The following is a 10,375-nucleotide window of genomic DNA, read 5'->3' as shown; positions in this document are numbered from 1 at the left end:
TCCCGCCCCCCCTGGAGGGGTGCCATCCACCCCCCCCCCCCCCAGAAGACGAGAAGCAGGGGGGTCTGGGCGGCGCGGGTTCCCCCCCCCCCCCCCCCCCCGCCCCCCACTCGTCTCGCACGTGGCGCGTTCCTCGCGCCGGGTACGTCGGTCGTCTACCAGCGGTACCAGCGGCCCTTGCGGCCACCGCTGTCCGCGGTGCGGACGACGAAGCCCAGCAGCCACACGACGAGCACGATCACCGCGATCCACCACAGCGCCTTCAGAGCGAAACCCGCGCCGAAGAGGATCAGGGCCAGAAGAAGAACCAGAAGCAGGGGAACCATTGTTATCAACCTCCTGGCCACCGCATGCCCTTACTTTTTTCCGACAAGCTCACAAAGCGGGAGTTATTTCCGGGCGGCGCGGGGCATACGCACGGGCGCCGAGCGCCAGGCCTGGTTCCCCCGGTTCCACTTCCTCACGCATCACCGGTCCGCCTCGCCATCGGCTTGCGCGCCAGGCAGCCCGCGGCCTACCGCTTCGCGATCGACACCCAGGCGCGGTAGCCGGTGCCGGTTCGTTTCCCAGCGCATCGCCGCGGCGGCGCTCCGACGTGACCGACCTGGGGGGAACGCTTCCCTGCACGCGAGGAAGTCGCCGGTCCAGGTCACAGACCGCGATGCACACGGGAGTCGTCCGCGGTGGCCAGCCGTCAGGGCGGGGCTCTCCCGCACGGTTCGAGGGTGTCGAATCCAAACGGGCAACAGTAGACCACTGGTGCCGCAGTCTTCCGTGCCGACGCCGATGGCGTCCAACTCGGCTTCTCCGTCGTGTGATTGTCTCGCCCACCGGTTCGGGAACGCTGCGGACCGGCCGCACAGGCGACCGAAGTATCAGCACACCCATACGCCGGGCCCTTCCAGCCCCTCCCTCCCCCACTACCAGCGGACCCTTACGTTTCAGCAGGTCAGCGAGGGTTTCGCCGCGGTTTCAGCGGGACCGTGGGAAGCTCGGGCGCAGGGAGCGGGTCACCGTCGTAGCCGTCGACCGAGCCGAACCGGTCCCCCGACACCCACGCGTCGCGGGCCTGAACGATCTCTTCGTAGGACCGGCCGATGAAGTTCCACCACATATCGAACCTCATCCTCATTACCGCAGGTCAGCAGCGTGGAACGCGGCTGTCGGTCAGCAAACCGTCAGCATCAGTCGCGGGAGTTGATCGTCGTGGGTCAAGGTACGCTGCCACGTGGGATGGGGTCGTTCTTCAAGGAGTGCGAGCATCCGGAGTCTCGGTGGCCCAAGTGTCCACACCCCTACAAGGTCCGGTACCGGTCAGCAACAGGCAGGCAGACCGAAGAGTCGGGCTACGCGACCCAGGACAGCGCAGTGGAGCGTCTGTTGGAGGTCTACAACGCCAAGAAGGCATCGGCCAAGCGAGAGCGCTCGAAGACCGAGCGGATCGCAACTTATGGCGAGATGCGGTTCGAGGATTACGCCACGGAGTGGAAGGCCGGCCAGCGGGACCTGGGCCCGAGTTCGGTCAGGCATCTGGACTCCCTACTGACGCACCACCTCCTCCCGTTGCTGGGCAGCCGACGGATGGACACCTTCGACCACAGGGTCGTCGAGGGGTTCATCCGCACTATGGAACGCAACGGTGTCGGGCTGGCGGCGCAGTCCAACGCCTTCGACAAGCTGAAGTCCATTCTGCTCGACGCCCACCGCTTGGGCCTGTACGACAGCTACCCGCTGGAGGGGATCAAGGCGCCACAGTACGACCCCAAACGCGCGGTCATCCCCTCACCACAGCAACTTCAGCAGATCCGCACGGCCGGTGACGACCGGTTCCTACTGATCGCCGACCTGATGAGCGGATGCGGCATGCGCAACGGGGAGGCCGCAGCCGTCAACCTGCGTAACCTCGTCGCCGACGATGTCTACCGGATCACCGAACAGGTGAACCAAACCACCCGTCAGTACGCGCCCCTCAAGCACCGTAAGGCGGGCCAGTACCGCGACGTTCCCCTGCCGACCCGCGTCAGGCAGACCATCGAGTGGTACGCCGACAAGCATGGGACCGTCGACGGCTACCTGCTGCGCCACCCCCTCGACCCGACACAGCCTTTCCCTCACTACTATCTCGGCAACCAGTGGCAGCGGATCAAGAAAGCCGGTCAAGCCGACATACCACAGGGGATGGTGCTCTACAGCTTTCGACACTTCTTTGCTTCAAACTGCCTGACACACGGGATTCCGATTACGGACGTTGCCGAGTGGATGGGCCACAAAAACATTGAGGTGACATTCAAGATTTACAGGCACCTCATGCCTGGCTCAATCAGCTCCGCAGCCAAAATCCTCAATATTGACCTGGCAGCTTGAGTAGGGAGCGCTAATTATTCGGCGCAAAGATCGGCTAGGCAGCGGTAGCGCTACGGCCGCCGGTCTGAGCCTTGACGATGGTCTAATCGATGATCCGATCGTCCAGTCCCAGACTGAGGGCCGGCAGGTGACCGGCCAGAGATCACCGACCATCCCGGTTATGACAAGCGTGACCCGACCGGTGAGAGCGGCGGCATTCATGCAACAGCACCCGCGTGAAGACCATGCTGAAAGATGAGGAGCTGGCGGAAGCATTCGTTCACCGTGACGCGACCGCGTTTCCTGTCGCCAGATGGCCGTCATGCAGCAAGGACGAGATCATGACTCAGTATTTTGGCGGCAGAACTGATCGAGCCCGGCATGAGGTGCCTATAGATTTCAAACGTAACGTTAATATTCTTATGCCCCATCCACTCCGCAACATCCGTAATGGGGATGCCATGCGACAGGCAATTCGAGGCAAAGAAATGCCGAAAACTGTAAATCACCATTCCTTCTGGGATGTCGCACAGGCCCCGCTCCTTGATGCGCCGCCACCGATTGCTGAGGCAGTAGTACGGGAATGGCAGGGACGAATCTCCTGGATGACGCAGTAGATAACCATCGACGGTTCCGTGATTGGCCGCGTAGCGCTCGATGCTCTCCTTGACCGTAGTAGGCAGCGGCACGTCGCGGTAGTCGTTCGGTTGCCGATGCTTAAGAGGCGCGTACTGGCCAGTGGCCTGGTTTACTTGTTCGGTGACCCGGTAGACATCATCGGCCACGATATTGCGCAGGTTGACTGCTGCAGCCTCTCCATTACGGAGACCACATCCGCTCATAAGGTCCACGAACAATCGGAAGCAGTCGTCATCGGCGGCGCGTATACGCTGCAACTGTTCGACTGACGGGATCACCGCGCGTCTGGGTGAGTATCGAGGTGCCTTAATGCCAATGAGAGGGCTCTCCTCAAACAGACCCAATCGGTGGGCATCAAGAAGGACTGTCTTTAGCTTTTCGTAGGCGTTAGACTGTGTCGCTCTCCCCACTCCATTGCACTCCATGGTTCGTATGAACCCCTCGACGACCTTGGAGTCGAAAGTATTCATTCGTCGGCTACCCAGAATGGGCAAGAGGTGATGGTAAAGCAAGGAGTCGAGGTGGAGTACCGAGGCCGGACCTAGGTCCCGCTGACTGGATTTCCACTCAGCCACATAGTCCTCGAAGCGCATCTCCCCGTACTTTTCAATGCGCTCCACCTTCACGCGCGACTTAGGCGTTTTCTTTTTCTGATTATAGATCTCCGTCAAACGGCTGATCGCGCCGTCCTGAGTTGCAAACCCCGACTCTTGGACCTGTTTACCAGAGGTCGACCGATATCGGATCTTATAGTGGTGGGGGCATTTGGACCACCGTGAGCGCGGATGCTCGCAGATTTTGAAGAACGAGCCCATCCCGCGAACCAACGAGCGAGGCATAATGAAAGTCCGATCAGCTAGTCAGTACTTAATCCGTCGTCGCAGCTCTTAAGCTCAAGCGGCTAAGCCATTCACCTGCTACATGGTGCGCCGCTGTCGAATCCATGCATCAACCTCTGATACTCTGAATCGAATCTTCGCATTAGCGCCCGACCCGAACCTGTATGACCTAATTCCCGATCGCGCTGCATTCTTATATACCCAAGAAACAGAGACGTTGAGATATTCTGCCACTTCTCGCACGTTCAAGAACTGCCCTGCCATAACCACTCCTTGTGCCTGGCAAAGTTTCGGTGGCCGCTTCAGATATCGCGCGGCCCCTAGGGGTTGACATTTCTATGGTGCGGACGATCGCCGGTTTCGCTAACCGGCGAATGCATGCTATGTTGCGAGCCATTCCGCATGAGCCTCCTCTGCTCCACGTAGAGTCGAACCCTGAAGAGTGGGCGGCTCAATCGATGCCGAACCGACCTGTCACCCCATCTTTGGCACCGACACAGCCCACCCGTCGGCGTCGATGCCGCGGCGGGCTCCCTCTGTGGGCGCCGCTACCAATGCGAGGAGGAAAGGGTGCGGTCGCCGACTCGGATGTGTTGGGCCGCCTCCTCGTCGACATCAAGACCCGCCGCCCTGTCGATCTGCTGCCGGATCGGGAGGCGTCCAGCCTGGCGGCCTGGCTCGCCGAACAGCCAGGCATCGAGGTCGTCTGCCGAAATCGTGCGCCGTTCTTCGTCAAGGGCGCCTCCGCCGGTGCCCCGCGGGCCGTCCAGGTCGCCGACCGGTGGCACCTCTGACACAACCTGAGCGAGGCCGCCGAACAGGCCGTCGCCCAGCACCGCCGCTGACTGCGAACCAGAGGCACGGTGATGTTGGAGTGGTCGGCGCCGACGGCGTCCAGATTCCGGCCGAGCTCGTCGTCGACGGCACCGGCTTCCCCACCGCTGCCCACCTGGCCTCCTACGCCGGCCTTGCCCCGACGACCAAGCCGTCGGGGACCTCGATCCACGACGAATACGCGCCATGAGGCGGCAACCGGCAGCTGATGCGCCCGGCCCGCTGACGCAGGGGCGAGGGCGCCGGCCCCAGACCGCGTCGGCCGACGAGCCGGTGGGCTGCGGCGAGGAGGAATGGGACCGGGCCAGCCAGTCGGCTATCGCCGTCGTCCGCGCAAGGCCCGCTACCCCGGCCTTCACCAGCGCTCGGCGCGCCACTCCGCGACGGTGGGAGCGGTCTGTTCTCGCGCGGGTAGGCGGCGGGTGCGTGGTTGGCGCCGAAGAGCCCGACGGGCGGCAGGCCAGCGTCCAACGCCACGGTCCACCACCCTGCTCCGCCGCCACCGCGGTGAGCCCGGCCGAGGGCGGTCAGCAGTAGCGATGGCGACACAGTTCTCCGCAACGTGCTCCGGGGATGCGTCCTGCTCCACGATGTCGTCCTCGGTTCTCATTTCGGCCACTCCAGGTGCTCCAGACAAGTGGTCAGCACGCTCGCGAACTCGGCCACGTGGTCCGCGTTGAGCATGCTGTAGTGAGTGCCGGGGGCGTCGGTCACCTGGACCGCCACCCCCAGGGCTCGGTCCAGCCGAGATCGGCGGGCATCGCTCCCCAGCCGGTCTCCAGAGTCCGCGCCCGGCCCGCTACCGCGGCCGCCGTCAGGAGCGGGGTGAGCTGGGCGCCAAGACGGCCGCCGATCCGCTGTGACAGCGCTGTACGCCCGTCCGGCAGCCTCACCGCCAGCGTCCTCGGCCACAATGGCGCACCTGTGTAGCCGACGACCTCCGCGTCCACCGTCTCCGCGTGCCGGATCTTCTGCCAGCCCGATGAGCGGCCCGCCCGGTAGGGTGACCCGCCCGGCTTGGCCACGATGCCCTCGACGCCGGTGCCCTGGAGGGAGGCGTACCAGCCCTCGGCCACGTCGCGATCATCAGTCGCCGACGCCGCCTGGATCCGCGCTGGCGCCGGCATCCCGGCCAGCACATCCAGCATGGCGGCCCGCCGCCACTCGTAGGGCCGGGCGCGCACGTCCCCGCCAGGCAACGCCAGCACGTCCCACACGATCAGCAGCGCCGGATGCGCCTCGGCCAGTCGATCGACGCCTTCGCTGACACTGTGCGCGGGCTCGGGCCTGTCCTCGATGTCGGCTGCGGGCCCGGAACAGTGACCGCCTACCTCGCCGAACGCGGACTTGACGTGTCCGGGGTGGATCTCTCTCCCCACAGGATCGAGAACGCACGCCGCCTTCATCCGGAGTGCCGCTTCGCTGTCGCTTCCGCCACCGAGCTCGACCTCGGTGAAGCGACCCTGGGCGGCGTGCTCGGGTGGTGGTCGCTGTTCAACCTCCCTCGTCACGTCCTTCCCCAGGTCCTCGCCCTGTTCGCGCGCGCGTTGAAGCCAGGCGGACACTTCATCACCGGGACACACGTCGGCGACGAGGACGCGGTGCGCACCGAGGCCTACGGAGGCGTACCCGTCCGCTGGACGACCCACAAGTGGCGGCCGGAACAACTCGTCAATCTGATCGAGCAGGCCGGCCTGAACCCGGTCGCCGAACTGCGGCTCCCCCCGACGGGATACAGCGGGCCCGGTCTGGTCGTCATGGCCAAACGCCCCGGCTGACGATCAGGCGTCGAAGTGGTGCAGCGTCTTCGGCCTGGATCCATGACCTGACGCCTACCGCTATTTTCCGTTCGCATACTCCCCGAGGGCCGAGTACGCCAGCAGAGGTCAGGCGATCGGGATGTCCATGGTGGTGTCGGGGCAGGCTTCGGCCAGCTGCTGGAGGGCGTGCTGTTCGGTGTCGTCCACGGACAGGCCCCAGCGGGTTTTCACCGAGACCCAGTCCTCCAGGTACTGGCAGCGGGCGTCTTCGGCCGGGGGCATCCACTGGGCCACGTCCTGGTCGGCTTTGCTGCGGTTGGACCTGGCCGTCACCGCGACCAGTGACCTGGGGTAGGTCAGGTCGTTGGCGTACAGTTCGCGGCGCTTGGCCGTCCAGGTGTAGGCACCGCTGTCCCAGGCCTCCGCCAGTGGGACCATGAGGATCAGGCGGCGGCCGATCTAGTCCTGCTTGGCCGGACGCAGCATCACCGAGAACACCGGCGAGTCCGGGAAAGGCTTTTGATCGCCAACCTTCCGGTAGCCCCACGCCTCGTAGACGGCCTGCACGGCTCCATCGCCGTTCGCCGGGTTGACGAGGAGCGTCACGCGCTCCTCCTGGCGGTGGGTGAGCCATGCTTCGTGGAGCTGCCAGGCGATGCTCCTGCCCCGCCATGGCTTGCGGACGACGATCTCGTTCAGCGAGACCGTGCGCTTCCCCGTCTCCGCGGTGATGTCGTCGGAGAGCGGGGTGAGCATGTTGTTCCACCACTTCGTGTCGGGCGCGAGAGTGGTGCCGAAACAGAAACCGACGGGCTCGCCGTCCTCGAACCCGAGCACTGCAGTCCAGCCGGGACGGGACGAGTACGCCATGAGTCGCTCATCGAAGCGCTCAACGTCGTAGAAGGAGCCGGTAAGTCCGAAGTCGCGACGCCGGACCTCGACGTGGATGTCGAGCATCTGCTGTCGGATTTCCGGCAGGTCCGCAGCGACGTAGTGCCTCACATCGACTGTGCTCACAGTTTCTTCTCTCCTTCGCTGAAGCGGTCCTGCCACTCGATCACGATATTCGCACCGGGAGCCACCCGGGCGAGTCCCCGATCGAACTGCCGCACAAGTTTCTTGTTCCGCCCGGACAGCGGTGGCTCGCCGTCCCTGGGGAGGAGAGGCAGAGCGGTGGCCACCGCCTGGTCAGCCTCTCCCTGCGCCAGTTGGGCCAGTGCCAGGTGAATGGTGTAGTAAGTGCGGTTGCGGCGTAGGTCGGGGCGAAGCAGTGCAAGGGTCCGGTGGAGACGAGCCTCCGCCTCGTCGTGGCGGCCGAGTCGAGCCATGACCAGGGCCGCCAGGCCGTTCAGCTCGGCTCGGTCGAAGAAGGACATCCACGTGGGTCGTTCCTCTGCCGTATCGGCTCGTTCGTATGTCTTCTCCGCCTGGAGCAGGGTTCGCTGGGCTGCGGCATCCTCGCCGACGGCGGAGAGGATGCCGGCGAGGCGTGCGCTGGCCAGCGACCGAAAGAGGGCGTCCTGGCGGCATACGTAGGCGCGTCGGCCGGCTTCTGCTGCGGCCAGGGCGTCGTGCAGGTGCATCTGTTGGTAGGAAAGAAGAGCGGCGTGCCCCCACAGGCGCATCTGCATCTCGCTGCTGTCCGCCATACCCGCGAGTCTCAAGGCTGTGTTCAGGTGGCCCTTCGCGCGCTTCGGCTCCTGAGACTCCACGGCGGCCCACAGCGCTGTACCGGTGAAGGCGGCGGCCAGGTAGTACAGGCGGCGGCGGACCCGTGCGCTGGCCTGTCCGACTGCTTGGAGGTCGAGCGCGTGCTGTGCGTGTGCGAGCGCACGCGTCTCCAGGCGGATGCCTGCCCCGTCCTTGTTGTCGGCCGCGACCAGCTCCGCGAAGCTGCGTTCCAGCCTGTCAGCGTCGCTCATGCCGACCCGTGTCGATCCGTTGGACGGGATCTCGGGCAGCATAGCGGCGGCGGTCAAAGATGCCGTGGCCGTGGTGAACGTCCGTCGCCGCACTGGGTCCTCCGAAGGTGCTCGTTCTCGGGTAGTGGGAGGGATGAAGCCCAGCTCCTCCGCTGATACACCGAATTCTTCTTCGAGAACGAGGCGCTGTCTTGCGTGCGGCCAGCGAGTTTTTCCGGTCAGCCAGTTGCGAACGTGGCGGTCGGTGAGCTTGCCGGGGGTGCCCGTCAGGGCGCCGAGCCGCTTGTTCAGCCGGTCCGCCAGTTCCGCCTGTTTCATCCCTGCCCTCTCTAACCGAGCTGCAAGGTGCGGGTTCCCCGTCATGGGCTCAAGGTAATGGCCTCCGCTGGCCTTAAGCACCCTGGTTGGTAAAAATTTCCGGTCACACGATAGCAATGCATCAGCGGAATTACCTGTCCACCCACCGTAGTTGCGCGCTTACCTGTGTGCAGGCGCCTCTCCCTGCTTGTCAACGTTGCCCCGCACCCACGGAGGCTTCCCCGATGCACCTAGCCACAGCCACATCACCGAACACCACGGACATTTCACCGCCGACCGAGATCTTCGCCGAAACGGACTTCACGCAGAGGTCGACTGGCATGAGGGCCGGGTACGCGATGAGCTTCCGGCGAGACGAGTTGTCGCGCCCGGGCGAGATGACGTTGGCGGAGGCTACATGGCCCGGTCGGCTTCGCCGCATCGTGAAGGCCGTGCTGAACCACTGGAAGTTGCCGCACCTCACGGACGTTGAGGAGCTGCTGACGACCGAGCTGGTCACGAACGCGCTCCGGTACGGCCGCGGCCCCGAGATCAGCTACCGCCTCAGCCTCACCGACAGGCTGCTGTGGACCGAAGTCCGGGACGGCTCTTCCAGCGTGCCCGTGCTGCGGCCCGCCTCCCCCACTGAGGAAGGCGGGCGGGGTCTCTTCATCGTGGACAGCTTCTCCACCCACTGGGGTTTTAGCCCCAAGGGGGCCTGGTGCTGCCTGTCCCTTGACGGGACAGGCGACGCCGCATCCCGGCCCTCCCCAGCGGCGCCCAAGGTGGTAGCACCGTGACCGCGACGATGCCAACGGTGGAGGAGGTGTTCGCTGCCGTCCCTCCCGTTCAGCCGACCGCCGACATGGCTGATCTCGCCGGGCTGATCCGCACTCTGTTCGATGCCGACGGGGGGCGCAGGAGTCGCGCGCGCCTCGGGGGCGGCCTGTTCGACGTCGTGATCACCGGTGGGGGTCCACAGGGCCGCGTCGTCGCCGCGGTGATGGACGCAGTGCAGGACGGTTGTGGCCCGTTGATCGAGGATCCCGAGGAGGGCTGGCTTTACTGGCTGGTCCCGCCCGGCTCGGCAGCCCGATGGCGGTTGCACCATTACGCGGTCTGCCTTGGTGAGCCGCACACCTTGACGCTGCCCCCGCCCGCCCGCACTGAGCCGCCCGGCCCCTACTGGCTGCGGCCGTTCGCGCGTGACCGTCGCGTGCCCGTGGGGCCCTTACGCGACGCCCTGTACAGCTTCCGTCCCGAGCCGACACCTCATCAGGCGCTCGCCGCCTACCTCTCCCATCGGATGCCGGCCGGGCAGCGCGGGGACCTTCAGCGTCGCGGCCCGACCCCGGACCCCCTGGTCGACCGCTTCCGACCCGCCTCCTGAACTACGTTCCCCCGGGCCCGGTATCGGGAGAACAACCAAGCCCGTCCGGCTGTCGGGTGCGCATGCTCGCGGCAGTCGGGCGTTCCAATCCATCGGCCCTTCTTCCAACTCATCGCGAGAGGACTCCGTGCCCGCAGCAACTGCAAGATCGCTTGTTCCGCCCACAGCGCAGCGCGCCGTAGCGCTGACCCCGCGCGTCCTGCGTGGCGTCAGGCTGCTGGCCGAGGGCAACCTGCGGAAAGACACAGCGTCCGCTCTAAGAGGTCCTAACAAAGGCGTTGGACGTGGCGGTAGGTGATGAGGCAGGTGGCGAGGCCGAGGAAGGCTTCGTGGATGTCGTCGCGTCGTTCC

General features: G+C 65.3%; 11 protein-coding genes and 3 pseudogenes. 6 read left to right on the top strand and 8 right to left on the bottom strand.

What is annotated here, in order from left to right; translation table 11 throughout:
* Positions 1–155: 155 nt before the first annotated feature.
* Together ACZ63H_RS38075 and ACZ63H_RS38070 are read right to left on the bottom strand one after the other, a co-directional pair.
* Positions 156–326 (bottom strand): DUF5670 family protein, encoded by a 171-nt coding sequence (locus tag ACZ63H_RS38075; RefSeq protein WP_011113206.1) that lies wholly within the window; start codon positions 324–326, stop codon positions 156–158.
* A 623-nt stretch (positions 327–949) separates the two neighbouring features.
* Positions 950–1,114, bottom strand: a pseudogene (locus ACZ63H_RS38070) (pirin family protein); the annotation flags it as partial.
* 254 nt (positions 1,115–1,368) lie between these two features.
* On the opposite strand from ACZ63H_RS38070, the gene ACZ63H_RS38065 reads away from it, so the two are divergent.
* On the top strand, positions 1,369–2,364 hold the full coding sequence (locus ACZ63H_RS38065) for a tyrosine-type recombinase/integrase (protein ID WP_469873042.1): 996 nt from the start codon (positions 1,369–1,371) through the stop codon (positions 2,362–2,364).
* Positions 2,365–2,663: 299 nt separating this feature from the next.
* Here ACZ63H_RS38065 and ACZ63H_RS38060 read toward each other — a convergent pair whose 3' ends face one another.
* A complete protein-coding gene (locus tag ACZ63H_RS38060) occupies positions 2,664–3,653 on the bottom strand; it encodes a tyrosine-type recombinase/integrase (protein WP_469873041.1) in 990 nt (329 codons plus the stop codon).
* 246 nt (positions 3,654–3,899) lie between these two features.
* Positions 3,900–4,085 (bottom strand): helix-turn-helix domain-containing protein, encoded by a 186-nt coding sequence (locus tag ACZ63H_RS38055; protein WP_469873040.1) that lies wholly within the window; start codon positions 4,083–4,085, stop codon positions 3,900–3,902.
* Between the two features lie 290 nt (positions 4,086–4,375).
* Between ACZ63H_RS38055 and ACZ63H_RS38050 the strand changes: the two genes are divergently transcribed.
* Both ACZ63H_RS38050 and ACZ63H_RS38045 read left to right on the top strand, forming a co-directional pair.
* Complete coding sequence (locus ACZ63H_RS38050; RefSeq protein ID WP_469873039.1) at positions 4,376–4,615, top strand: transposase; 240 nt, start codon at positions 4,376–4,378, stop codon at positions 4,613–4,615.
* Positions 4,616–4,725: 110 nt separating this feature from the next.
* Positions 4,726–4,842 (top strand): annotated as a pseudogene (locus ACZ63H_RS38045) (transposase); the annotation flags it as partial.
* Between the two features lie 523 nt (positions 4,843–5,365).
* On the opposite strand, the gene ACZ63H_RS38040 reads toward ACZ63H_RS38045, so the two are convergent.
* Positions 5,366–5,863: an ATP-dependent DNA ligase gene (locus ACZ63H_RS38040; protein WP_469873038.1), complete on the bottom strand. Its 498-nt coding sequence runs from the start codon at positions 5,861–5,863 to the stop codon at positions 5,366–5,368.
* A 39-nt stretch (positions 5,864–5,902) separates the two neighbouring features.
* Between ACZ63H_RS38040 and ACZ63H_RS38035 the strand changes: the two are divergent.
* Positions 5,903–6,433, top strand: a pseudogene (locus tag ACZ63H_RS38035) (class I SAM-dependent methyltransferase); the annotation flags it as partial.
* Positions 6,434–6,541: 108 nt separating this feature from the next.
* Here the strand turns inward: ACZ63H_RS38035 and ACZ63H_RS38030 are convergent.
* From ACZ63H_RS38030 to ACZ63H_RS38020, 3 genes are read right to left on the bottom strand one after another with little or no spacing between them, the layout of a single operon-like run.
* The gene (locus ACZ63H_RS38030) at positions 6,542–6,853 is read right to left on the bottom strand and encodes a GmrSD restriction endonuclease domain-containing protein (RefSeq protein WP_469873037.1); all 312 of its coding nucleotides are present in this window, start codon (positions 6,851–6,853) and stop codon (positions 6,542–6,544) included.
* 21 nt (positions 6,854–6,874) lie between these two features.
* Positions 6,875–7,432, bottom strand: coding sequence for a GNAT family N-acetyltransferase (locus ACZ63H_RS38025; protein ID WP_469873036.1), 558 nt, complete (start codon positions 7,430–7,432; stop codon positions 6,875–6,877).
* Positions 7,429–8,655, bottom strand: coding sequence for a hypothetical protein (locus tag ACZ63H_RS38020; protein WP_469873035.1), 1,227 nt, complete (start codon positions 8,653–8,655; stop codon positions 7,429–7,431). The genes ACZ63H_RS38025 and ACZ63H_RS38020 overlap by 4 nt, the downstream gene beginning before the upstream one ends.
* A 224-nt stretch (positions 8,656–8,879) precedes the next feature.
* Between ACZ63H_RS38020 and ACZ63H_RS38015 the strand changes: the two genes are divergently transcribed.
* Together ACZ63H_RS38015 and ACZ63H_RS38010 are read left to right on the top strand one after the other, a co-directional pair.
* Positions 8,880–9,434 carry an ATP-binding protein gene (locus tag ACZ63H_RS38015; protein WP_469873034.1) on the top strand — a complete coding sequence of 185 codons (555 nt, stop codon included), beginning with the start codon at positions 8,880–8,882 and terminating at the stop codon, positions 9,432–9,434.
* Positions 9,431–10,024, top strand: coding sequence for a hypothetical protein (locus ACZ63H_RS38010; protein WP_469873033.1), 594 nt, complete (start codon positions 9,431–9,433; stop codon positions 10,022–10,024). The genes ACZ63H_RS38015 and ACZ63H_RS38010 overlap by 4 nt, the downstream gene beginning before the upstream one ends.
* Positions 10,025–10,375: the final 351 nt, after the last annotated feature.

The sequence above is a fragment of the Streptomyces sp. NPDC104831 genome (assembly GCF_055583025.1).
This window is presented reverse-complemented; position numbering and strand designations above follow the sequence as displayed.

Coding starts and splice junctions, on each gene's coding strand:
- ACZ63H_RS38030 (WP_469873037.1), bottom strand. CDS start 6,853: ATGGTCCCACTGGCGGAGGCCTGGGACAGCGGTGCCTACACCTGGACG.
- ACZ63H_RS38050 (WP_469873039.1), top strand. CDS start 4,376: ATGCGAGGAGGAAAGGGTGCGGTCGCCGACTCGGATGTGTTGGGCCGC.
- ACZ63H_RS38055 (WP_469873040.1), bottom strand. CDS start 4,085: ATGGCAGGGCAGTTCTTGAACGTGCGAGAAGTGGCAGAATATCTCAAC.
- ACZ63H_RS38075 (WP_011113206.1), bottom strand. CDS start 326: ATGGTTCCCCTGCTTCTGGTTCTTCTTCTGGCCCTGATCCTCTTCGGC.
- ACZ63H_RS38015 (WP_469873034.1), top strand. CDS start 8,880: ATGCACCTAGCCACAGCCACATCACCGAACACCACGGACATTTCACCG.
- ACZ63H_RS38020 (WP_469873035.1), bottom strand. CDS start 8,655: ATGAAACAGGCGGAACTGGCGGACCGGCTGAACAAGCGGCTCGGCGCC.